Source organism: Rufibacter soli, from assembly GCF_054781795.1.
The window spans coordinates 220,594-242,546 of record NZ_BAAGTS010000006.1; the positions used below are offsets into that span (position 1 = coordinate 220,594).

Annotated in this window: 20 protein-coding genes and 1 tRNA gene; 10 read left to right on the top strand and 11 right to left on the bottom strand. The window is 51.4% G+C overall.

Going from position 1 to position 21,953, the window contains the following annotated elements; genetic code table 11:
- Positions 1 to 118: 118 nt before the first annotated feature.
- Both plsY and ACYVJQ_RS19560 read left to right on the top strand, forming a co-directional pair.
- A complete protein-coding gene (gene plsY / locus ACYVJQ_RS19555; protein WP_460894807.1) occupies positions 119 to 763 on the top strand; it encodes a glycerol-3-phosphate 1-O-acyltransferase PlsY in 645 nt (214 codons plus the stop codon).
- A 217-nt stretch (positions 764 to 980) separates the two neighbouring features.
- Positions 981 to 2,348 (top strand): dipeptidase, encoded by a 1,368-nt coding sequence (locus tag ACYVJQ_RS19560; protein WP_460894808.1) that lies wholly within the window; start codon positions 981 to 983, stop codon positions 2,346 to 2,348.
- A gap of 145 nt (positions 2,349 to 2,493) precedes the next feature.
- On the opposite strand, the gene ACYVJQ_RS19565 is transcribed toward ACYVJQ_RS19560, so the two are convergent.
- The 9 genes from ACYVJQ_RS19565 to ACYVJQ_RS19605 all read right to left on the bottom strand — a co-directional run bounded on the left by ACYVJQ_RS19565 (position 2,494) and on the right by ACYVJQ_RS19605 (position 13,177).
- Positions 2,494 to 3,144 carry a porin family protein gene (locus tag ACYVJQ_RS19565; RefSeq protein ID WP_460894809.1) on the bottom strand — a complete coding sequence of 217 codons (651 nt, stop codon included), beginning with the start codon at positions 3,142 to 3,144 and terminating at the stop codon, positions 2,494 to 2,496.
- A 204-nt stretch (positions 3,145 to 3,348) separates the two neighbouring features.
- On the bottom strand, positions 3,349 to 3,996 hold the full coding sequence (locus ACYVJQ_RS19570) for a porin family protein (RefSeq protein ID WP_460894810.1): 648 nt from the start codon (positions 3,994 to 3,996) through the stop codon (positions 3,349 to 3,351).
- Positions 3,997 to 4,358: 362 nt separating this feature from the next.
- Positions 4,359 to 4,919 (bottom strand): porin family protein, encoded by a 561-nt coding sequence (locus ACYVJQ_RS19575; protein WP_460894811.1) that lies wholly within the window; start codon positions 4,917 to 4,919, stop codon positions 4,359 to 4,361.
- Between the two features lie 552 nt (positions 4,920 to 5,471).
- Entirely contained in the window at positions 5,472 to 7,010 is a 1,539-nt protein-coding gene (locus ACYVJQ_RS19580; RefSeq protein WP_460894812.1) for a YifB family Mg chelatase-like AAA ATPase, read from the bottom strand.
- A gap of 253 nt (positions 7,011 to 7,263) precedes the next feature.
- Entirely contained in the window at positions 7,264 to 7,800 is a 537-nt protein-coding gene (locus ACYVJQ_RS19585) for a putative periplasmic lipoprotein (protein WP_460894813.1), read from the bottom strand.
- A gap of 182 nt (positions 7,801 to 7,982) precedes the next feature.
- Positions 7,983 to 8,582 (bottom strand): D-sedoheptulose 7-phosphate isomerase, encoded by a 600-nt coding sequence (gene lpcA / locus ACYVJQ_RS19590; RefSeq protein ID WP_460894814.1) that lies wholly within the window; start codon positions 8,580 to 8,582, stop codon positions 7,983 to 7,985.
- Positions 8,583 to 9,077: a hypothetical protein gene (locus tag ACYVJQ_RS19595; RefSeq protein ID WP_460894815.1), complete on the bottom strand. Its 495-nt coding sequence runs from the start codon at positions 9,075 to 9,077 to the stop codon at positions 8,583 to 8,585.
- Between the two features lie 431 nt (positions 9,078 to 9,508).
- Complete coding sequence (locus ACYVJQ_RS19600) at positions 9,509 to 11,338, bottom strand: ABC transporter ATP-binding protein (RefSeq protein WP_460894816.1); 1,830 nt, start codon at positions 11,336 to 11,338, stop codon at positions 9,509 to 9,511.
- 150 nt (positions 11,339 to 11,488) lie between these two features.
- The gene (locus ACYVJQ_RS19605; protein ID WP_460894817.1) at positions 11,489 to 13,177 is read right to left on the bottom strand and encodes a hypothetical protein; all 1,689 of its coding nucleotides are present in this window, start codon (positions 13,175 to 13,177) and stop codon (positions 11,489 to 11,491) included.
- A 236-nt stretch (positions 13,178 to 13,413) separates the two neighbouring features.
- On the opposite strand from ACYVJQ_RS19605, the gene ACYVJQ_RS19610 reads away from it, so the two are divergent.
- The 3 genes from ACYVJQ_RS19610 (at position 13,414) to ACYVJQ_RS19620 (ending at position 15,609) form a co-directional block, all read left to right on the top strand.
- Positions 13,414 to 14,376: a GNAT family N-acetyltransferase gene (locus ACYVJQ_RS19610; RefSeq protein ID WP_460894818.1), complete on the top strand. Its 963-nt coding sequence runs from the start codon at positions 13,414 to 13,416 to the stop codon at positions 14,374 to 14,376.
- Positions 14,331 to 14,984 carry a uracil phosphoribosyltransferase gene (gene upp / locus ACYVJQ_RS19615; protein WP_460894819.1) on the top strand — a complete coding sequence of 218 codons (654 nt, stop codon included), beginning with the start codon at positions 14,331 to 14,333 and terminating at the stop codon, positions 14,982 to 14,984. The genes ACYVJQ_RS19610 and upp overlap by 46 nt, the downstream gene beginning before the upstream one ends.
- A gap of 247 nt (positions 14,985 to 15,231) precedes the next feature.
- Positions 15,232 to 15,609, top strand: coding sequence for a hypothetical protein (locus ACYVJQ_RS19620; RefSeq protein ID WP_460894820.1), 378 nt, complete (start codon positions 15,232 to 15,234; stop codon positions 15,607 to 15,609).
- 169 nt (positions 15,610 to 15,778) lie between these two features.
- On the opposite strand, the gene ACYVJQ_RS19625 is transcribed toward ACYVJQ_RS19620, so the two are convergent.
- Positions 15,779 to 17,275, bottom strand: coding sequence for a DEAD/DEAH box helicase (locus ACYVJQ_RS19625; protein WP_460894821.1), 1,497 nt, complete (start codon positions 17,273 to 17,275; stop codon positions 15,779 to 15,781).
- A gap of 136 nt (positions 17,276 to 17,411) precedes the next feature.
- Between ACYVJQ_RS19625 and ACYVJQ_RS19630 the strand changes: the two genes are divergently transcribed.
- The 5 genes from ACYVJQ_RS19630 to ACYVJQ_RS19650 all read left to right on the top strand — a co-directional run bounded on the left by ACYVJQ_RS19630 (position 17,412) and on the right by ACYVJQ_RS19650 (position 20,932).
- Complete coding sequence (locus ACYVJQ_RS19630) at positions 17,412 to 18,752, top strand: dihydroorotase (RefSeq protein ID WP_460894822.1); 1,341 nt, start codon at positions 17,412 to 17,414, stop codon at positions 18,750 to 18,752.
- A gap of 80 nt (positions 18,753 to 18,832) precedes the next feature.
- Positions 18,833 to 18,906 (top strand) — tRNA-His (locus ACYVJQ_RS19635).
- A gap of 204 nt (positions 18,907 to 19,110) precedes the next feature.
- Positions 19,111 to 20,034, top strand: a complete 924-nt coding sequence (locus ACYVJQ_RS19640; RefSeq protein ID WP_460894823.1) for a PfkB family carbohydrate kinase — start codon at positions 19,111 to 19,113, stop codon at positions 20,032 to 20,034.
- 221 nt (positions 20,035 to 20,255) lie between these two features.
- Positions 20,256 to 20,570: a hypothetical protein gene (locus tag ACYVJQ_RS19645; RefSeq protein ID WP_460894824.1), complete on the top strand. Its 315-nt coding sequence runs from the start codon at positions 20,256 to 20,258 to the stop codon at positions 20,568 to 20,570.
- Positions 20,571 to 20,635: 65 nt separating this feature from the next.
- Positions 20,636 to 20,932: a hypothetical protein gene (locus ACYVJQ_RS19650; protein ID WP_460894825.1), complete on the top strand. Its 297-nt coding sequence runs from the start codon at positions 20,636 to 20,638 to the stop codon at positions 20,930 to 20,932.
- A gap of 144 nt (positions 20,933 to 21,076) precedes the next feature.
- Here ACYVJQ_RS19650 and ACYVJQ_RS19655 read toward each other — a convergent pair whose 3' ends face one another.
- Positions 21,077 to 21,895, bottom strand: coding sequence for a serine hydrolase (locus ACYVJQ_RS19655; protein ID WP_460894826.1), 819 nt, complete (start codon positions 21,893 to 21,895; stop codon positions 21,077 to 21,079).
- Between the last annotated feature and the right edge of the window lie 58 nt (positions 21,896 to 21,953).

Below are 21,953 nucleotides of genomic sequence, written 5' to 3' on the forward strand. Positions count from 1 at the left end.
AGAGCCTGCTTGGCTTCTGCATTGGTGGAGCCTTTTTGCTATATTTGGAGAAATATATTTATCTGGGGAGAATGGTTGCCGGGAGATCAACTGGCCCGTAAAAGGAGGAAAAAAAGCAATGGACATCGTTATTATTGCAGGGATAGTTTTATTGGCCTATTTGATAGGGTCTATTCCCACGGCAGTTTGGGTAGGCAAGTCTTTTTACGGCATAGACGTGCGCCAGCACGGCAGCGGCAACGCCGGGGCTACCAACACCTTTAGGGTATTGGGCAAGAAACCGGGTTCTATTGTCATGCTGGTAGATATCTTCAAGGGTTGGCTGGCTACCTCATTGGCGGTTCTATTGGTGAACTGGGGGGCTATTTCACCAGACCATCTTATTCAATTTAAACTGCTCTTGGGAGTGGTAGCGGTATTGGGGCACATCTTTCCGGTGTACGTGGGCTTTAAGGGCGGCAAGGGCGTTGCCACCCTCATGGGTATGGTGCTGGCCGTAGATTTGCCGGTGGCCTTGCTGTGCCTGGGTATCTTTGTGGTGGTGTTGCTTCTTACCAGATATGTCTCTTTGAGTTCTATGCTGGCGGCCATCTCATTCCCCTTGCTGTTGTTGCTGCCTATGTTCCGGCCCGAAGATCCGTTGCTGTTGGTGTTTGGGGTATTGATAGCCTTTATGGTAGTACTCACGCACAAGAAAAACATTGACCGCCTGTTGCGCGGAGTGGAAAGCAAAGCCACCATTAACCCATTCAAGAGTAAGTAAAGCCAGACTGATTATTGGCCGGTTTGCTGGTTCATTTAGCTTTAAGTTGTTTTGGGCCTGTTTTCTCAAAAACACCCTCAAAACAGGATGAAGCGCGAGAAAAGGCCAAGCCAAAAGATCAAGGCCACAAGATTTGAGAACATTACGGCGTTCAAAAGCTATTCTTGAGAGAGAATAGCTTTTTTGTTTTAACTTCACCTTTCAACCATCGCACCCTATGAAAGCCTATATCCAAGAAAACAAAGACCGGTTTATCCAGGAACTGCTGGAGCTGTTGCGTATCCCGTCTGTGAGCGCAGACGCTGCCTTTAAAGGAGACGTGCTCAAAGCCGCCGACTACCTGCGCCAGAAACTGGAAGCCGCCGGCGCAGACAATGCCCAGCTGTTTGAGACCGCCGGAAACCCCATTGTCTACGCCGATAAAATCATTGACCCCAGCCTGCCCACGGTGCTGGTGTACGGCCACTATGACGTGCAACCCGCCGACCCGTATGAACTTTGGGACTCGCCGCCGTTTGAGCCGGTCATCAAGGACGAAAAGATTTACGCCCGCGGCGCCTGTGATGACAAAGGCCAGACCTACATGCACGTGAAGGCGTTTGAAACTATGATGCATGCGCAGAACCTGCCTTGCAACGTACGCTTCATGATTGAGGGTGAAGAAGAAGTGGGCTCTGTGAACCTGGCTACGTTTGTAAAGCAAAATAAAGCCCTTCTGAAATGCGATGTGATCGTGATCTCAGACACCGGCATGCTGGCCAACGACGTGCCATCGGTGACTACCGGCCTGCGCGGCCTCAGCTACCATGAGGTAGAGGTAACCGGCCCTAACCGCGACCTGCACTCCGGGCTGTATGGCGGCGCGGTAGCCAACCCGATCAATGTGCTCTGCAAGATGATTGCCTCTTTGCACGATGAGAACAACCACATCACCATCCCAGGCTTCTATGATAAGGTTGATGAACTGAGCCCCGAGGAACGTGCCGAGATGGCCCGCGCTCCGTTCAGCCTGGATGCCTACAAGAAAGCCTTGGATCTATCTGACGTAGACGGCGAAGCCGGGTACAGTACCATGGAACGCAACTCTATCAGGCCTACGCTAGACGTGAACGGCATCTGGGGTGGCTACACCGGCGAGGGTGCCAAAACGGTGATTGCCTCTAAGGCCTTCGCGAAGATTTCTATGCGTTTGGTGCCCCACCAAAGCTCAGAGGAGATCAGCGAACTGTTCCAGAAGCATTTTGAGTCTATTGCGCCGCCCAGCGTGAAAGTGGTAGTAAAACCTCACCACGGCGGAGAGCCGGTAGTAACGCCTACTACCTCGGCAGGCTACAAGGCAGCGGCCCTGGCCATGGAAGACACGTTTGGGAAGAAACCAGTGCCGGTGCGCAGCGGGGGTAGTATTCCTATTGTGGCCATGTTCAAATCTGAACTGGGCGTTGATACCGTACTTATGGGCTTCGGGCTGGACTCAGATGCTATTCACTCACCCAATGAGCACTTTGGTATTTTCAACTTCATGAAAGGCATTGAAACCATCCCGTTATTTTACCAGCATTTCGCGGAGCTGCACGGCAAAATGTAGACACAGGACATAAGACAATATTGTTTTGGGCCTGTTTTGGCCAAAACAGGCCCAAAACAGAAAAATCCCGCCTTCTTAATTAGAAGGCGGGATTTTTTACGTGCACAAGTCTTAGGTCTTGCGTCTTACATCTGGTGTCTCAAAATTATTTGCTCAGCGGTAAACCAACTGTCAGCTGGAACAAAGAGTGACGGGCATCTTTGAAATCGCCGCGAGCGGGAGAGTCATCTGCCAGGTCTGTGAACGCCCCGTTGTAGCGCAGGCCTAAGCTCACGCCACTTTGCGTTGCGAAGCCCACCCCGGCGGCATAGCCCACCTCAAAATCTGAGTAGCCTTCTTTGCTTTTCTCACTTACGGTACGGTCCTGTAATTTACCATCTACGTAGGTTTTGGTCTTGTCATTCACATTGATCAGGTAAGACACCTGCGGACCTGCTTCCAGGAACAAGGGACCAGCTTTGATTTTAGCCAGTACCGGAACGTCTATGTAATTGAAGTTAGAGGTACCTTCATAGCGGTATTCACGGCCCAGCAAGGTAGTCTGCTCATTGTCATCATATTTGTAACCCTTGTTAGAGTACAGAATCTCTGGCTGGATAGAGAAGAAGTCTCCTACCACCGGGGCATTGAAATAGAGACCGCCGGCAAAGCCTATTTTATTGTTGTAACGAGACTCGTCCTTTAAGTCTCCGGAGAGGTTAGAATAGTTTACCCCGCCTTTAATCCCAAAAGAAGACTGCGCCTGTGCGGTGAAAGAAGCTGCGATCACGGCCAGAGAGAAGAATAATTTTTTCATGGTTTTGAATTTTAGAATCGGTTCCAATGTTGACAGACGCTAATCAAACACTGTGCCTGTTTTTGAAACAATTGCCCTCTATACGGTAAGAAATTTTTTTGGACGAAGAATCTGAGAATTTTTTTTCAGGCTTTGAGCAGGGTAAAAACAAAGGGGCTTCATGCACATGAAGCCCCTTTGTTTTAGGAATCTGATAATCAGATATTATCTGCTTGGGAATAAAAATCCTAAGGTCAGTTGGAAGGCCTGTGAACGGGCGTTGGTCAGTTCATCATTTCCTTCTTTGGCCAGTTTGTTAATACCACCGGTGTAACGCAAGCCTAAGCTAAGGCCGTTTTCCATCTGGTAACCCAAACCAGCCGCGTAACCAATCTCCAGTTCAGCCAGGTCATCTTTGTCAACTCTTCTGGAAGTATCATAGTCTCTGCTTCCAATTTTGGTCTCTGTGTTGTCTTTAATACCTAACAGGTAAGACACCTGCGGACCTCCTTCAAAGAACAAGCCACCGGCATTGATTCTCAAGAGCACGGGTAAATCAAGGTAGTTATAGTTAATGTCGCCTTTGCTCTTGTATTCAACGCCATTGATTGTGTATTTCTCATCATTGTATTGGTACCCACGCTGTGAGAAAAGAAGCTCAGGCTGCACAGAAAGGAAGCCGTCACTGCTTAGGCTGAAGTTACCGGTAAGGCCACCCACAAACCCAAGCTTGTAGTCATAGATGTCCTGGTTTTCTGCGCCAGAAAGATTAGAGTAATTGGCACCGGCCTTTAATCCAATACGTGGACCAGATTGCGCGTTGGCAAAACTGAAGGATAATGCTGCTGCTACAAATAATACAATCTTTTTCATAAGGTTATTTTGGTAAGGTAAAATGCCTGTCATGATAACAAGCCGGGTAAAATCTCCCCGTTATACGGCTAAGACGCTAAATGTTTGTTTTTATTTTATCGGTTTGAAAAAAAGAAGAAGCCGGTCAATAGGGAGATACTTTAAAAAAGCCAAAAACGGTTTTCGTAAATGTTGGTTTTCAGGTGCTTAGATAATGGTTTATGGTTTTGCTAAGCTCTGCTGTTGGTAAGGCCAGCAAGAAAAATAGGAAGCTGTTTTAAAGGTGTTTTTTGAAAAGTAGCCTTAAAACAGAAGTGAGTGCAAGACCTTTTTGTCGTGATTTGGGGTAGTGCCGGAAACCAGAAAGGCCTGGTTTACAAACATTACCTGCCTCCCAGCAGATAGCTCAGGTACAATTGAAAGACTGAGTTCTTCTGTTTTGGGTCATTGTCGTTATCACTTAGGCTGGTGAGGCCGCCCTGGTACCGTAGTCCAAAGCCCATGCCACTTTCCATTTCATAGCCCAGCCCTGCGGCGTAGCCGAACTCCAGTTTTTTGAAATCGGCGGTGTCGCCTTCCTTCACGGCCACCATATACCCAAGGGTGGGGCCGCCTTCAAAGAAAATGCCGTCAGCGTACACGTGGGCCAGAATGGGCACGTCTATATAACTGAAGCTTTGGTTGTCATCATCGTCACTGGTGGTCTCTACGGAGTATCCTTTCACAGAAAAAAGAAGCTCTGGCCTTATGGAGACCATGTCTGAGAGGCCGAAGTCCAGGAAACCCCCGCCATGGAACCCGAACTTGTGTTTCAGGTTATTGGTGTTGTCGCCGGTGAGCGAGCTGTAGTTGGCGCCTGCTTTCAGGCCTAAGGAGATGCCCCCCTGGGCTTGCGCGAAGTATGGAATAAACAACGCGGCAAAGAAGAAGACTAACTTTTTCATAGGGATTATATTAAAGAGTAAGCGTGTTTCAATAGGCTTTTGGTGTTTAGGGGTTGAACAGGAACTGTTCCCGGAAGTGTAAACGCGGACGCGTGGCGCTGATTAATTGATGGACAGTAGGTTGTGTTTACGTTTTATTTCAGGCTTAGATAAAAAATTAAAAGGCTTCTTTATCTGCTATTTTCCCGCAGCCAGAGATGGGGGAATGCTGGTAATGAACTTACTATAAGACAGTTCGTCTCTGGCTTACCCCTATCTGCGGTGTGTGTTAAAGGGAGAGCGATGCCTTATGGTACACCTCAAGTAAAGCGGAAAAACCGGCGTTTTACCCACATAGATTTATGGACACAGCTCTTAAAGCCGCTTTATGTTTAAAGGAAAACCATCTTTATCTCCGCCGGCGGGCATTTCCCTTTATTAGAAAGCCCTTCCCAGTATCAATTAGTGAAGTCAGTGTTTGCCAGAGACATCCAGGGCCTACAAAAAGAATGCACTACCTTTTGTAGGTAGTGCATTGTAGAAGACTCTCGTAAATTTAACTGGAAGGTGTGCTTAACCGGCCCAGCCTTCGCGGTCCAGGCTACGGTATTGGATGGCTTCTGCCAGGTGCTCAATCTTTATTTCCTCAGAGCCGGCCAAGTCGGCTATGGTGCGGCTCACTTTCAATATACGGTCATAGGCGCGCGCCGAAAGGCCCAGTTTCTCCATGGCGGCTTTCAGCAGCCGGCGGCCGGCCTCATTGATACGGCACAGGTCCTTCACCATCTGTGGCGGCATCATGGCATTGGAGTGAATATCAGGAAACTCCTGGAACCGTTCGGCTTGCCACTTGCGGGCCCGTTCCACGCGTTCCCGAATGTCACCGCTGGTCTCTGTTTTGCGCGTCTCGGTCATCTGGTCAAAGGAGACGGGTGTTACTTCCACGTGCAGGTCAATGCGGTCCAATAGCGGGCCACTGACTTTGTTAAGGTAGCGCTGCACCACGCCGGGGCCGCAGACACATTCTTTGTTGGGGTCATTGTAGAAGCCACAGGGGCAGGGGTTCATGCTGGCCACCAGCATAAAGTTAGCCGGGAAATCAATGGTGAGGCGGGCCCGTGAAACGGTGACCCTGCGTTCTTCCAGCGGCTGGCGCATCACTTCCAGCACCGACCGCTTAAACTCCGGCAACTCATCTAAGAACAGCACCCCGTTATGTGACAAAGATATTTCGCCGGGCTGCGGATTGCCACCCCCGCCCACCAAAGCCACATCTGAAATAGTGTGGTGCGGCGACCTAAACGGGCGTTGCGCCAGCAAAGAACCCTGCGCCCCCAACTTGCCAGCCACCGAATGGATTTTGGTGGTTTCCAGGGCCTCATGCAAGGTAAGGGGCGGTAAGATGGAAGGCAGGCGCTTGGCCAGCATGGTCTTACCCGCACCGGGCGGACCGATCATGATCACGTTATGGCCACCTGCAGCCGCAATCTCCAAAGCACGCTTAATATTTTCCTGGCCCTGGACATCCGCGAAGTCGGCGGTGTATTGGTGAACAGTCGCCTGGAACACATCACGGGTGTCAATGCGGACCGGATCAATGGCCAGGTTTCCGCTCAGAAAATTTATAGCTTCTTTGAGGTTAGAGACGCCAATGACTTCCAGGTTATTGACAATAGCGGCTTCCTGGGTATTTTGGATGGGAAGAATAATCCCTTTAAAACCTTCTTTTCGGGCCTGTATGGCAATGGGTAGCACGCCTTTGATAGGCCGAAGCTCGCCGTCCAGGGCCAACTCGCCCATGATCACGTATTGCTCCAGATGCTGTAAGGGTAGCTGTTCAGAGGCGGCCAGAATACCAATGGCAATGGGTAGGTCATAGGCCGAACCTTCTTTTCTTACGTTGGCCGGCGCCATGTTGATGACCACTTTCAGGCGCGGCATCTTGTAGCCATTGTGCTTTAACGCCGACTCAATGCGCTGCTCACTCTCTTTTACGGCGTTGTCTGGCAGGCCCACCATGTAATACTTGGTACCCGCAGATACATTTACTTCAATGGTAATGGTATAGGCATTAACACCCTGCACCGCACTACCGAAGGTTTTTACCAGCATATAATTTATAGATCCAATATTGTATTTGACTTGAGTGGGCCAACAGTAAAGGGCTGGAAATAATTCCTTTACCTATTTCTGGTCAAGTATATTCTAAGCCCGTTTTTTGGAAAACAGGTCAAAACCAGACAATAGAAATCTTTACACCTTGGTAGGTTTCCTTGATCTCCTGCGCAGAAGATGAATTCTTGCCAAAATAGCTTTCTGTTTTGAGCCTGTTTTTCAGAAAACAGGTTTAAACAGAAACGGATCACTACTTCTCATTTAGGTTAACCAAGTTTGGGTGAACAGGCAGATAGCGGCCTTTGATCTCTTGGCCTTTGGCATGAATACTAATGGCAACACAGATGCTGTCTGAACCATTAATCTCAAACACAATCCCTTGGGTAGGGGCGTCATACACATAGACCCGCTTTTTCTCCTCTCCCAGATAATAAGCCACGGGCCTGATTCCAGGGAACTGAGGTCTTAGGTTCGCCAAAGTACTACCCACTTGCAACTGGTGGCCTTGTAGTGAAAAGCGGGGCGAGGTGATCCGTATCTGATTAACACCCACGGTTTCATCTGGCATTCCGGTGTGCTCCCTAACGGTGAACACATCTACTCTGTGCAGAATAGTGGAATCTTTTTGATAGCTGAACCAGGACGAAAGGGCCTTTCCCATGGCGGCATCTCCGGCATCGGGCTTGCCCAGGGCAGCCTGCACTTTTTCCGGGGAGTCACCCAGTTTGAGCTGGCCTATCTGTTCACCTGGTATGATAAGGTAAGCGGTATCTTCTAGCGGGGCCAACGGCTTGGAAACCTTTTCTTCAGGCCTTTGAACAGGCTCTCCGGCCGTTGATGCTGGCAGAGAGGGTTGCTTTTCCTGTTCAGGGCGGCCACAGGCCAGACAAGACACAGCAAGAAAAAGCATCAGGAACTGACGGATCATAAGGGCTGCTTTTTTATCGGTATACGCTGCTCTTGTCCGGCCTACCGGGCAATAGAAATAGCCATGTGCTTTTCCAGGAGCAGAATGAGAATATGGATGACCTTGATATGGATTTCCTGGATTCTATCGGCGTAGCCGAAGTGGGGAACCCTGATTTCTACCTCGCTTAAAGGAGCCAGCTGGCCGCCGTCTTTGCCGGTGAGCGTGATCACGTGGGCACCCATTTCTTTGGCTACCTGGGCTGCCTTTAAGACGTTGCCTGAATTGCCGCTGGTGCTTATGCCCAGGAGCACATCGCCGGGACGAATGAGGGCCTGCACGTAGCGGGAAAACACTTGGTCATAGCCATAATCATTGGAGACGCAGCTTAGGTGACTGGGGTCTGAGATGGAGATGGCGGCCATGGGCGCGCGGTCATCGCGGTAACGGCCGGTCAATTCCTCAGCGAAGTGCATGGCGTCACACATGGAGCCGCCGTTGCCGCAAGACAAGATTTTGCCTCCGTTCTGCAGGCAGGTAGCCATGAACTGCGCCGCCTGCTCAATAGAAGCCAGGGTGCTGGGTTGGGCTAAAAAATCAGAAAGTACCTGTTGGGCTTGTTGCAGTTCCTGCAGAATGAGGGCGGAAGGGGTGGTTTCCATTTAGTAATGAGGCCGGTGGTCTGTCGGCGGCAGGTTTGGGTTCTCGTCTGGGTTAAGCGTGGGCGGAATAGGAGCCGGCGTGATGATAGGTCCCTGTTCGTCCTCAAAAGTGGTATCCGTGTGGTGCGGGTTGGAAGTCTGGGTATAAGTAGTGTCTTCGGGTCTGGTCCAGGTTTGGTCTGGAACAGCGGTCACGGGCACTACTGGGGTAGCCTTCAGGCGTTGGTCATACAGCTGGGCCTTTAGCTCTGTAATTTGCCGGTGCTCTTTCTCCAGGCCCCGCTTTAGGGTAGCAATATACGTGTTTTCCACAATCAGTTCTGCCAGCAGCAAGATAGCGCCCATCCACAGCATGCGGTTAAAGAACTCGGCGTTGTCTGTCATGTCAAACAGGGCCACAAACTTAGACACGCTTAAAATGCGCAGCAAAAACAGAAAAGCGACCAGCAAGTAGGCCATCACCAGAATATTTAAGAGCTTTTTCAATGATTCCATATAGGCTGAGGTTGAATAAACATTAGATATTATGAATATTCTAACCTTTACGGGAAAACCAGGATTTAGCTGTGGTTCTGTTTGTTTCTTTTGGAAACGGTGTATGGTTTGGGGCTACTTTCAGGAAAACAGGCTTAAAAGGGATTGTTGATTGCTAATTGTTTCACCAGTTGCAGTACACACATATCGTCCCCCTTTGAAGGGGTTAAGGGGATGACTTCGTGTGCTGAGATTCACTAACCCATGTCTTCTGGTTCAAGTTTTTAACTTGGACCTACCTTGGACTGAAGTTTTCAACTTCAGTAAGGCGAGAGCCTCAAATGCTTTTTTCAAAGTACTTATAAAATTAGCCCAGTAGGTGTAATCATCCCCCAACCCCCTTCAAAGGGGGACGAAATGCGAACAATCAGCAATCAACAACCAGCAATCAATTAAGTAGTCTGCATCTGGGTAAGCTTATAATACAGGCCGCTTTGGCGTACCAGCTCCTGGTGGTTGCCGCGCTCCACGATGCGGCCGCCCTGCAAGACAATGATCTCATCTGCATGCTGAATGGTGCTGAGGCGGTGGGCAATGACAATAGAGGTGCGGCTTTTCATGAGGTTGGTGAGGGCTTCCTGCACCAGTTTCTCAGACTCGGTGTCCAAGGCCGAGGTGGCCTCATCCATGATCAAAATGGGCGGGTTCTTGAGAATGGCGCGGGCAATGCTCAGGCGCTGGCGCTGGCCCCCCGAGAGCTTGCCGCCGCGGTCGCCAATCATGGTCTGGTACCCTTCTGGAGACTGCATGATAAACTCATGGGCATTGGCAATCTTGGCGGCGGCCATGACCTCGGCCTCGGTGGCGTCTGTCTTGTTGAAGGCGATGTTGTTGAAAATGGTGTCATTGAAGAGGATTGACTCCTGCGTCACAATACCCATCTGTTCCCGGATGGAGAACAAGGAGCAGTCGCGCAGGTCCAGGCCGTCAATGGTGATAGCGCCTTCGGTGGGGTCATAAAAACGCGGTAGTAAATCAGCAAGCGTAGATTTTCCGCCACCCGAGGGGCCAACCAAGGCAATGGTCTTGCCTTTAAGAATGCGCAGGTTGATGTCTTGCAGGATAGGGTCAGCGGCGTATTTAAAGCCTACGTTCTTGAACTCTATTTCATTAGAGAAAGCTGGTAATATTTTGGCATCGGGCTTGTCTCTGATCAATGGCTGGGTATCTACCAGGGCCAGTACCCGCTCGCCGGCCACCAAACCCCGCTGGATATTGCTGAACGCATTGGAAATGGCCTTTACCGGAGATAACACCTGCGAGAACAGAATCAAGTAGCCAATCAGGGCCGCGGCCTCCAGGTCAGATTCACCACTTAAGACCAAAGAACCACCGTAATACAAGATACCAGCTACCACACTCACGCCCATGAACTCAGACATGGGGGAGGCCAGGCTACGCTTGTTATTCATGGAGGTAATGATGCGGGCGTACCGGCTGTTACTTTCCTTGAACTTATCTATCACGTAGGGCTGCGCGTTGAAGCCTTTCACCACCCGCAGGCCGCCTAAGGTCTCGTCTATAATACCCAGGATAGAACCTAGCGCGTCTTGTCCTTGTGACGATTGGCGTTTTAGTTTCTTGGAAATGTTGGAGATGATCAAGCCCGAAATTGGCAGGACCAGCAAACTGAACAGCGTGAGCCGCGGCGACATGTAAAACAGCACCCCAAAATAGCCAATCACCAGAAACGGCTCCCGGAACAAGACGTTAAGCGTACTCACTACTGAGTTCTCCACCTCCAGTACGTCATTGGTAAGCGTAGACATAATATTGCCTTTGCGCTTGTCTGAGAAGAAACCCAGTTGCAGTTGCGTAAGGCGCTCATACACCTGCATGCGTAGGTTCTTCACCACCTTGGCCCGCACCACGCCTTCAATCCGGAGGCCTATGTAGCGGAACAGGTTGGTGAGCATGACAGAGGCGACCAGAATCAAACAGATGAATTTAAGAGCTCCCAGTTTCCCCTGGTCATTAATTACCTGCCCAAAATAGTAGTAAAAAAAGTCCTTGGCCCAGCCAAAGCTGAAGGTGAACTCAGGGCGCTTCATCACAGAGATTTCCTGCAGGGCCACCTGGTCAAACAAGATATTCAACAGCGGTACCAGCAGCGCAAAGTTCATAATCCCGAACACGGTGGCCAGCAATGTAGCAATGGCGTAGGTGGGAACGTACTGGCTGAATGGGCGCGCGAAGTTGAGAAGACGGAAATATGTTTTCATTGCCGCAAAGGTAAGGCTTTGCCAGCGAAAACCCCGCTTTCCCGGAGGCTACCCGTTTTAGGCCTGTTTTCCGGAAAACAGGCATAAAACAGCATCGCCCGCCTTCCATAATAGAAAAGCGGGCGATGGCTGGCGATAACGATTAATTGCTTAGAATTCGTGCGTGCGCTGCGGGATGTTCCACCGGAAAGAGACCGCCGAGAAGGAGGTCTTTTGGTCAAAGCGAGAATCACTGGCTTCGGCGCGGCGTACCACTTGGGTCACGTCTAGGAACATGTTGTACATGAGCTGGAAAGAGGCGGTGGCCTCACCATACACCTGGTTGGTCTTGATGCCGCTGCCTACTTCATAGCCATAGTCGCCGGAGCGGGTGTTGTAGGATTTGAGCACGTTGCCGCCGAAGTTGGCCTGTATTCTGTTTCCTTCCGGGTCAAACGTATCCTCGGGGTCCTGGCCGTACTGGCTCACAATGGCTTTGGCCGTGACGGTTAGCTTGGGCAGCGGCTGGTACCGGATAATGCCAATGGCCTCGGCCACGTTGGCGCCCATGGGGTGGGCCAGGGGCTGCTGGTAATGCTGGTAGTTGGTGTAGGGCTGCTCATGGGAGTAAGTGAAGGGCCGTACGTAGTTGAGTTCGCCCTGCAGGTCCAAGTTAGACACCCCGAAGGCATCAATGTACTTCGCCCCGCCTTGAAGCGCGTATTTGTTACCCCACCAGCCGTTGCCAGCCCGCAATTCACTGATCAAAAACTCATCCAGCACCAACTGCCCATACAACTGCACCCGGTTTAAGATATTCCATTTGGCATCGGCGCCTAAGATGGCGTTGTCTTCTGAGCCAAGGCCCTGCTCCACGGCCCGGTAGAAAATAAGCGGGTTCAGGTATTGCAGCTCAAACCGGCCCTTGCTTCTTCCGAAGATAGTTGACTCAAACACCCCCACGTTCAGGTTAGGCAGAATGTTCAGGCTGAGGTGATGCAGAGCCATGTACTTTTTAGGATACAATTGGTCGCGCTGCTCATGGTCGGCGGTGAGTTCGGCGTAAAGGTTGGTGTACTGCAGTTTCCAGACCTGGGTCTGTAGTTTCAGGAAGAAATACGGCGCGGAGTAATCTGACAGAATCAAGGACCGGAAACCATTGCCAATAAAGTGGCGGTCATGGCCCAGCATGACACTTATGTGTTTGGTAGCGGCGTAGTTGATATAGCCTCTGGCCGAGAAAAAATCATAGCCCCCTTTCCCGAAGGTCTTCCAGTAGCCTTCATGCGGCACAATGGTATCCCGCACAATGCGGTTGTTCACGTAGCCCGGCAGCTTGACCTGGTTATCGGTTAAGAAGGTATAGAACCCCAGTTTCCCATCCAGGGAGCCTTCTACCTGCACGCCGCGGGAATTGATGTAGCGCAGGCCATCGGTTTCATTGTCTTTGCCGGCCTGCAGGCCGATGACCGGGTTCACGCGCAGCGTAAACTCAGGGCTTTCATAGTGGTATAGGTCGGTTTTGTTGGTGTAGAAATGCCGAAGGAGGGGGCGCTGGCTCTCGTTCTCGCGGGCGTAGCGGGTATAGTTCCAGTTGTCATTGAGCAGGTAATTAATGTTGTACTCATCTGCCGCCGACCCCTGCGACATGGATTCCTGCTTGGCCGTCTCGCCTAAAGTAGCGACGCGGGCGCGGCCGTAGGGTTTGAAAGAAGTATGCAGGGTTTCGGTGTTGTGCTTGATATGGTAGCGGTCAATAACCCGGTACACGTCCTGGTTGAGCGGAACGGTGGCATCCTGAGCAAGGGCCGGGCTGGCGGTCACCAAAAGCAGCAACAGCAAACGGTATATTTGTTTCATAAGAACGAATTAGAATAGAAGCGCTAAAGATACTGGAATTTGTGCGTGTACTCTACACTTGGGGTCGGGGTTGCCTGTAGGGAGTTCTGAGTCATGAGTTCTGAGTCCTGAGTGGGTAAAAGGAAAAATGTTTTGGGCCCGTTTTTATTAAAACGGGCCCAAAACAGAAACTAGGGCCCGAAGCCCTGGCAACCATGTGGCAGGAAACGCCTGCAAAACCTTATCTTGCCCGGTAAATGATACAGCTGCTGCGCCACCATGAGATAGACCAGGCCCGTTGGGCCGACTGCCTGGCCCGGGCGCATCAGGCGTTGGTGTACGCGCAGGCCTGGTACCTGGACGTGGTGTGCGGCAAGAATTGGGAGGCCCTGGTAGAAATACAAGACGGCGCCTACGTTTCCGTTTTTCCGTTGCCCGTGAAAATGCTGCTGGGGCAGAAACGCGTGTATCAACCGTTGTTTACCCAGCAGCTGGGCCTGGTGCTTACCCCCGCCAGTCAGAAAACCTCTATAATAGATTATCTGGCGCTGTTGCCTTACAAGTTCGCGGCAGTGCAGTACCAAATGCCTTGGCCGGGAGCCGCCAATGTCCCTTTATCAGCTCCCTGGCAGTGGCGGTTCAGGCCTAATTATGAGTTGCCCTTAGATAAAAGCTATGTCCAAATCCGGCAGCAATACTCCACTAACCTGCGGCGCAACCTCACTAAAGCCTCTGCTTTTCCGCTTGTTTTGGAGACCACCACATCCATAGAACCCCTGCTGTCTTTGTTTCAACGCACCAAAGGGCAGGAACTGCCAGACCTTAGGCCCCGACATTACCAGAAAGTAGCGCAACTGTACCAGGCCGCCCATCGGCAGGGAGTAGGGCAGGTGTATGAAGTACGCGAAGCTGGAGAAGTTGTAGCGGCGGCTTTCATGCTCCACACACCTCATCGCCTCACGTTTCTGTTTGGGGCCAGCTCCCCGGTAGGCCGGCGCCGCAATGCCATGGCCTTTCTCCTGGACCAGCTCATCAGACAGGCGGCGGGCACCGGCAAAACCTTTGACTTTGAGGGCAGCGAAGTGCCCGGGGTGGCTAAATTTTATAGCGGCTTTGGTGCACAGCCGGTTCCGTACCTATCTTTAAGTCTTCAATCTAAAAGAACCACCGTTCAATGGACTCTAAACGTCTTTACATCCTTAGCCAAACGCCTTCGTTAGCCAATCATTTTATCGCAGAGCTGCGCGATGTCACCGTGCAGAAAGACAGCCTGCGTTTCCGGCGTAACCTGGAGCGGTTAGGCGAGATCATGGCGCTGAAGATTTCTGAGACGCTTGATTACGCCCCACAAACCATCCAGACGCCATTAGCGGCCACCCAACAGACGCTGTTGCAGGAAATGCCGGTGCTGGCCACCGTCCTTAGGGCTGGTTTGCCGTTCCACCAGGGCTTCCTGAATTACTTTGACAATGCCACCTGCGCGTTTGTGGGCGCTTACCGGGTAGAAGGCGAGCGCCAGCTTTCGGTGCACGTAGACTATATGGCCACCCCTCACCTGGAAGACAAGGTTCTTATTCTGGTAGACCCCATGTTGGCCACTGGTAAATCTCTGGCCCTTACCTATAAAGACATGCAGCGGTACGGCAAGCCCAAGCGCATTATCATTGCGGCCGTCATTGCCAGCCCAGAGGGAGTGGAGCATCTTCATAACGAGATTCCGGAAGCCGAACTGTGGCTGGGAGCCCTGGATGAGCGCCTCAACGAGCAAGCCTACATTGTGCCTGGTCTGGGCGATGCCGGCGATTTGTCGTTTGGGGAAAAAAGATGAGAAAAGTGCAAAAAGTAATTTCTTAAAAGATACATCGGCTGTTTCTTTTTTCGTTAGAGACTATACAAATGATTCTAACTTAAGGAGACTGAGGCTGTTGTATTCTTGTGCCCGTGGGTATTTCCTCTATTTTGCCTGTATTACCTTTTAATTTTTAGGCCGTATGTTTGCTGCCGTTGCTAAATATATTTCTGTCTTTCTTCTGAGTTCCGTCAAATTTTTTGGTGGGCCCATAGCGGGAGTTACCATGGGGTTGCCTTTTTGGGCTACCCTGGGCCTAACCATTGGGGGCATGATGACCAGCGTTTTCCTGTTCTCCATTATTGGGGCCGCCGTGCACGACCGTTACGTAGAAAGGCAAAAAGCCAAGAACAAGCCCATGTTCAGCAAGAAGAACCGCCGCATTGTCTCTGTCTGGCAGCGTTTTGGCATGTCTGGCATCGCGTTTCTTACGCCCATTTTGTTTACCCCCATTGTAGGCACCGTCCTGGCCACGGTATTAGGCGTGTCTAGAAGCCGAATCTGGCTGCACATGCTCTGGAGCGCCGTTTTCTGGGGCTTTGCCGTGACGTTTACTCTCTTTAAGCTGAGCCACCTGCCATTTCTGCAATTCCTTCAACGGTAAATTGTTGATTGTTTATTGCTGATTGTTGTTTTCAGCTAGAGAATATAAATATAAAACAGGAGAGCCGCTTAGGAAACTAAGCGGCTCTCCTGTTTTAGAGGTGTTTTCAGGAAAAGGGCCTCAAAACACGGTTTAGATGTTGGTGCAATCTACAATTAACAATCAACAATTAACGACTCTTGCGCTTGCTGCCCCCGCCTGCCTTGGTTTTCTTCCAACCGGCTTTCTTGGCGTCTCTCACTTTCTCACCCTTGCCTATGTTGTCATACTTGGGCCGGGCTTTTTTCTCATGGAAGGCGCCTTTGAAGTCAGGGTCGTCGCGGCGTTTTTGGAGGTCCAGCTCCTTGTTGATTTCCTGCTGCTCGTCAAAAGGCGTCTTATGGATTTCCACTTCCTCTGGGATGGTAGCCATAGGAATCTTCATCTTGATCAATTGCTCAATGCGGTGGATATGGTGCATCTCAGCCTCGTTTGCAAACGTGATGGAAGCGCCTTTCTGCTCGGCCCGGCCGGTGCGGCCAATGCGGTGCACGTAGTCCTCATAGATAATGGGCACGTCAAAGTTGATCACGTGGCTCACGTCCTGAATGTCAATGCCGCGAGCGGCCACGTCAGTAGCTACCAGGTAGCGCACCTCACCGTCTCTGAACGCCTCTACAGCATTAATGCGGGTGTTCTGGCCTTTATTGCCGTGTACCACGCGCACGCCGCCGCTGCCTTTGCGGTCCAGAAAGGAGCTCACGTTGTCGGCGTTGGTTTTGCTGCGCGTAAAGATCATGACGCGGTTAAACGTCTCTTTGTCCTTCACCAGGTGCTCCAGGAGCGCGATCTTGGTTCTTAGGTTAGGTACCTGGTACAGCACTTGGGTTACGGTTGTTACCGGCGTGGCCTGTGGCGTTACCTCTACCTTCATCGGGAATTCCAGGAACTCCTCAGACAGCACCAACACCTTCTGGTGCATGGTAGCCGAGAAGAGCAGGTTCTGGCGCTTGCGCGGAATAATCTCCAGAATCTGCCGGATCTGGGGCATAAAGCCCATGTCCATCATCTTGTCGGCCTCGTCCAGCACCAGGGTCTTCAGTTCTTTTAGCACCAGTTCGCCTTTGCGGTACAGGTCCATGAGCCGGCCCGGGGTGGCCACAATAATGTCTACGCCTTCACGGATGCGGTCAATCTGGGTTTTAGGGCCCACGCCGCCGTAAATGCCCACGGTCCTGAGGTCGGTATAATGGCTCAGGTTGTGCACGGCCTCCTCAATCTGCATTACCAGCTCGCGGGTGGGGGCCAGGATAAGGGCGCGGGGGTTCTTGCCCTGCGCATACTTCACCTTCATGAGCAACGGCAGCACATAGGCGGCGGTCTTGCCGGTGCCCGTTTGAGCAATACCCATCACGTCATGCCCGGCCATGGCCAGGGGAATGGTCTGCACCTGCACCGGCGTAGGCTTGTTGAAGCCCGAGTCGGCTACGGCAGTCAATAACTGCTTATTCAGCTTAAAATCCTCAAATGAAGGCAAGGCAATCTCTTCTTCCTGCTCGGTTTCCTCTTCCTCTTCGTTCTGGTCAACAGCTTCCTCAGCTGCGTCGTCCGTAGAGGTTTGCTCGGGTTGGGCGGGTATAGGCGCATCCTGCTCCGGGGCAGAATTTTTGTTTTCTTCTTCTATCATTGGTGCAAAGGTACGGATTTGAATTTTGATGTCTTTCCTCCTGAGAGATAATACGTTTTGGGACCGTTTTGGGAAAACAGGCCCAAAACAATTGCTTTATTTAGTGGGGTTTAAGGTTCTCCTTTATCTTAGCGCCATGAACAGCATCCTCATCAAGAACGCCCAGCTCGTGAACGAAGGCCGCATCATGGCCTCTGATGTGCTGGTGAAAGACGGTTATATCCACACCATCGGCCAGAACCTGAACGCCGTGGCAGACACGGTCATAGACGCCCAAGGCCAATATCTGCTGCCCGGCATCATTGATGACCAGGTGCATTTCCGGGACCCGGGCCTTACCTACAAGGCGGACCTGTACAGTGAACCCAGGGCCGCGGTGGCCGGAGGTGTGACCACCTTCATGGAGATGCCCAACACCGTGCCCAACGCCACCACCCAGCAGCTGCTGCAGGATAAATATGACACCGCCGCCCAGAAATCACTGGCCAACTACTCCTTCTTTATGGGCGGCACCAATGACAACCTGGAGGAGATCCTGAAAACCGATCCCCGCACCGTTTGCGGCATAAAGCTGTTCATGGGCTCCAGCACCGGCAACATGTTGGTAGACAATGTGCAGACCCTAGAGGAGATCTTCAAGCAGAGCCCCATGCTCATTGCTACCCACTGCGAAGACGAGGCCACCATCAGGGCCAACATGCAACGCGCCATTGAGCAGTACGGTGAGGAAAACATTCCCATGAGCGCCCACCCCGAGATCAGGAGCGTGGAAGCCTGCTACAAATCCTCCAGCATGGCCATAGAACTGGCTAAAAAGCATAACACGCGCCTGCACATCCTGCACATCAGTACCGCAGAGGAACTGGAGCTGTTCAGAAATGATCTTCCGCTGGAGCAGAAACGCATTACCGCCGAGGTCTGCGTACACCATCTCTGGTTTGACGCCGCGCAGTACGGGACGCTGGGTGCCCAAATCAAATGTAACCCCGCTATCAAAGAGGCCCGGCACAAAGAAGCCCTGTTCCATGGCCTGCTGGATAACAGGCTAGATATCATTGCCACCGACCACGCCCCGCATACCTGGGAAGAGAAACAGGCCGGCACCTATAAAGCAGCGCCCTCCGGGCTGCCGCTGGTGCAGCACTCGCTGCAGGTCATGCTGGCGTTCCACAAGCAGGGCAAAATAAGTCTGGAGCGGGTAGTGGAGAAAATGTGCCACGCGCCGGCCATCTGCTTTCAGGTAGAGAAGCGCGGGTTCATACGCGAGGGCTACTGGGCAGACCTGGTGCTGGTGGACCTGGCGCAACCCCAGACCGTGGCCAAAGACAATATCTATTATAAGTGTGGCTGGTCACCGCTGGAAGGGCAGGAACTGCCGGGCACGGTGACGCATACCATTGTCTCTGGTCATTTGGCCTATAAAGAGGGAAGATTTGACGAAAGCAAACGAGGTGAAAGAGTGCTGTTTAGCCGCTAGGCGCTAATTTTTAGAGAAAAATGCGGGAAAGTGCTTGCGTCACTTGAAAACATCTGCTACTTTTGTTCTCCAATTACACGGTGGCCGTAGTTCAGCTGGTTAGAGCACCAGATTGTGATTCTGGAAGTCGTGGGTTCGAACCCCATCGGCCACCCAAAAAGCTCCTGAGAGATCAGGAGCTTTTTTTGTTTATTCTCCGTTTCTGCTGCATTTGCCGGGCAGCAGGGGAGCGCGGAAGAAACAGATGCTGGAGCAGAATGAAAATCTTTGCTTAAGTTTATCTTTCTTAACAGGAACATATGTCTTGCCACGTGACACCGCTTACTTACTACGGTTCACGCATAATTGAAAAAAGAAAATGAGTCTATTAGTCATTGGATCAGTAGCGTTTGATGCGCTGGAAACCCCCTTCGGGAAACGCGAGAAAATCATCGGCGGCGCCGGAACCTTCATCTCTCTGTCTGCGGCCAACTTTGTGCAGCCCGTCAACCTGGTGTCTGTAGTGGGCGGCGACTTCCTGAAGTCAGACATTGAAATGATGGAGAGCAAAGGCATCAACACAGATGGCCTGCAAATCAAAGAGAATGAGAAGTCGTTCTTCTGGTCTGGCCGCTACTTCAATGACATGAACAGCCGCGAGACGCTGGTCACCGAACTGAACGTACTAGGCGACTTTGACCCCATCATCCCTGAAGGCTACCAGGATTGCCAGTACCTTATGCTGGGCAACCTGGCCCCGCAGGTGCAGCGCCAAGTGATTGAGCGCCTTAAAAACCGCCCTAAACTGGTGGTTATGGATACCATGAATTTCTGGATGGACATTGCCTATGATGAGCTTATCCAGACCATTGGCATGGTAGACGTACTCAGCATCAATGACGAGGAAGCCCGCCAGCTGAGCAAAGAGTACAGCCTGGTGAAAGCCGCCAAGAAGATCATGGCCATGGGGCCGAAGTACCTGATCATCAAAAAAGGGGAGCACGGCGCCCTGTTGTTCCACGGGGAAGAAGTCTTCTTCGCCCCGGCCTTGCCCTTGGAAGAGGTGTTTGACCCCACCGGCGCCGGCGATACCTTTGCCGGAGGCTTCATTGGCTACCTGGCTTCAACGGATGACATCAGCTTTGAGAACATGAAACGCGCCGTGATCCATGGGTCTGCTATGGCGTCTTTCTGCGTGGAGCAGTTTGGCACCGAGCGTTTGGTGGACCTGCAACCAGATGAGATTGTCACCCGCGTACTGGAGTTTGTGAAACTGGTGAACTTCCAACCCAATAAAGGATAAGCTGTTTTAAGGCCGTTTTTCCAAAAACAGGCTCAAAACAGAAATTGATCAAAAGCCACGGGGCCGCTCATACAACTGGGTGGCCCCGTGGCTTTTGATTTTGACGATGTTGAATACTGGTCTGCGCCTTTCTAAAGCGAAGCGGAAAATAACCAGGCATGTGCCCAAAGCCAGTAATTTCCTTTACCTTTTGCCTGAATTACGAGAGGCGGTAACCAGACATGAACAAGAAACAAAACACAGCGGGGGCATTGGCCGTGGGAGCGCTTATCTTCCTTACGCTAGAGGTGGCCATCTATTACGGCCTGGCAACTTGGCTCATTCCCACAGACCCAGAGGTAGAAGCTGCCGGCGGCTCTATTGTGCGTAACTGGAACAAGGTCATGACCTTTATTCTGGTATATGTAGGCGTGGTAGTAGCGGCCTTGCTGGTGGCTAGTTCACAGGTGCCAAAGGGCTACAAAAAGCACGTGCTGTTCTGGTTTTACCTCTCGTTGCCCATGCTTCTGGTGCTCCTAGTGCTAGCCTTTAGCTGATAAAGTGCTATACTTTTGCTAAAAGCGTGCGTATAGAGGGTATCACTTAACCAAAAGGAGGCTATATGAGCAGCGATAAAAAGAATAACACCCATACCAAAGGCGAAAAAGATGCCATTGGCAAAGGTTTAGAAGACCAGACCCAACAGCATGCCAACAAGAAATTTGACCCCACCCACCAAACCCAGAACGACCCAGTAGACAAAGGCCTTCAGGCTGATGACACCAAGGTGCAGAACCCTAATCGGAATCTGGCCAAAGGCGGGAACCCAAGCCGGGAAGACATTCCCCAGGGATATGGCCAGGGCGGTAACCGCCCCCGCAGCAACCCATCTGACAACCAAGTTGACAGAGGTAAATAAGATTGATTCTTGCTGATAAAGCATAAAAAAGCGAAGGCTGCCTTACAAAAGGCAGCCTTCGCTTTTTTATAGGGTTCTGCTAAATTCTAAGCCTGAAATGCAGGGGCTACTCTAAACTCAGAACTCAAGACTCAGCACTCAGAACTATTTTACCATGTGCTGATAGATCATCTCAGACACGGAGGCCATGGCGGCAATGCCGGCCGGTTCGTCTTTCAATTCCTTAGACAAAAGCACCAGCACGTATTTTCGGCCGTCTGGTAGGAAGACAATGCCGGAGTCATGGCGCACGCCGGTGATCCAGCCGGTTTTATGGGCCACTTTCACCTCTTTGGGTAATTTGGCTGGAATTATATCCTTGAACTTCTGATCCAGCAGGATCTTGACCATCTCTTGGGAGGCTTCTTTAGAAACGGCCTCGCTCAGCGCTATCTTCTGGAAGAGCAGCATGAGGTCATAGGCGGTGGCAGTATTGTTGAGGCCCTGGCGGTAGGCTTTGGTGTCCTCTACGCCGCGCAGCACCTGCATATCTTTGGCGCCTAACTCGCGCAGGGTTTGGGTTACCTTTTTAGCGTCTACCTTTTCAATGACGATGTTGGTGGCCAGGTTACTGCTCTGGATGATCATGCGGTAAAGCAAATCATAAAGCGTGCGTTTCTGCCCCAGGAGTTTGTGCAATTCCTGGTCGCTGTCGTCTTCAGGGGCAATGCTGAACGGGCTGCCGTCTACTATACTTTTGAACTCGTTTTTGACTACAATGGAATCTGCGATCGAAAACTTTCCTTCGGCGGCCTGGCGGTAGGCTTCCAGCAGCACTGGGGTTTTCATGGTGCTGGCCGCATGGAAAGAAACATGCTCATTGATGAGCAACTCCTGGCCGGTCTGCAGGTCTTTAAACGCCACGGCAAACGTGCCTTTCTGTTTCCCAAGTTCAGCGGTGATCTGTTCTTTTAAGGTGTTCATTCTAGCCTGTTGTTTGGTTGCCGTACAGCCACATAGCCAAAGGGCCAGCGCCACTAAA

Coding starts and splice junctions, on each gene's coding strand:
- plsY (WP_460894807.1), top strand. CDS start 119: ATGGACATCGTTATTATTGCAGGGATAGTTTTATTGGCCTATTTGATA.
- ACYVJQ_RS19560 (WP_460894808.1), top strand. CDS start 981: ATGAAAGCCTATATCCAAGAAAACAAAGACCGGTTTATCCAGGAACTG.
- ACYVJQ_RS19565 (WP_460894809.1), bottom strand. CDS start 3,144: ATGAAAAAATTATTCTTCTCTCTGGCCGTGATCGCAGCTTCTTTCACC.
- ACYVJQ_RS19570 (WP_460894810.1), bottom strand. CDS start 3,996: ATGAAAAAGATTGTATTATTTGTAGCAGCAGCATTATCCTTCAGTTTT.
- ACYVJQ_RS19575 (WP_460894811.1), bottom strand. CDS start 4,919: ATGAAAAAGTTAGTCTTCTTCTTTGCCGCGTTGTTTATTCCATACTTC.
- ACYVJQ_RS19580 (WP_460894812.1), bottom strand. CDS start 7,010: ATGCTGGTAAAAACCTTCGGTAGTGCGGTGCAGGGTGTTAATGCCTAT.
- lpcA (WP_460894814.1), bottom strand. CDS start 8,582: ATGGAAACCACCCCTTCCGCCCTCATTCTGCAGGAACTGCAACAAGCC.
- ACYVJQ_RS19595 (WP_460894815.1), bottom strand. CDS start 9,077: ATGGAATCATTGAAAAAGCTCTTAAATATTCTGGTGATGGCCTACTTG.
- ACYVJQ_RS19600 (WP_460894816.1), bottom strand. CDS start 11,338: ATGAAAACATATTTCCGTCTTCTCAACTTCGCGCGCCCATTCAGCCAG.
- ACYVJQ_RS19605 (WP_460894817.1), bottom strand. CDS start 13,177: ATGAAACAAATATACCGTTTGCTGTTGCTGCTTTTGGTGACCGCCAGC.
- ACYVJQ_RS19610 (WP_460894818.1), top strand. CDS start 13,414: ATGATACAGCTGCTGCGCCACCATGAGATAGACCAGGCCCGTTGGGCC.
- upp (WP_460894819.1), top strand. CDS start 14,331: ATGGACTCTAAACGTCTTTACATCCTTAGCCAAACGCCTTCGTTAGCC.
- ACYVJQ_RS19620 (WP_460894820.1), top strand. CDS start 15,232: ATGGGGTTGCCTTTTTGGGCTACCCTGGGCCTAACCATTGGGGGCATG.
- ACYVJQ_RS19625 (WP_460894821.1), bottom strand. CDS start 17,275: ATGATAGAAGAAGAAAACAAAAATTCTGCCCCGGAGCAGGATGCGCCT.
- ACYVJQ_RS19630 (WP_460894822.1), top strand. CDS start 17,412: ATGAACAGCATCCTCATCAAGAACGCCCAGCTCGTGAACGAAGGCCGC.
- ACYVJQ_RS19640 (WP_460894823.1), top strand. CDS start 19,111: ATGAGTCTATTAGTCATTGGATCAGTAGCGTTTGATGCGCTGGAAACC.
- ACYVJQ_RS19645 (WP_460894824.1), top strand. CDS start 20,256: ATGAACAAGAAACAAAACACAGCGGGGGCATTGGCCGTGGGAGCGCTT.
- ACYVJQ_RS19650 (WP_460894825.1), top strand. CDS start 20,636: ATGAGCAGCGATAAAAAGAATAACACCCATACCAAAGGCGAAAAAGAT.
- ACYVJQ_RS19655 (WP_460894826.1), bottom strand. CDS start 21,895: ATGAACACCTTAAAAGAACAGATCACCGCTGAACTTGGGAAACAGAAA.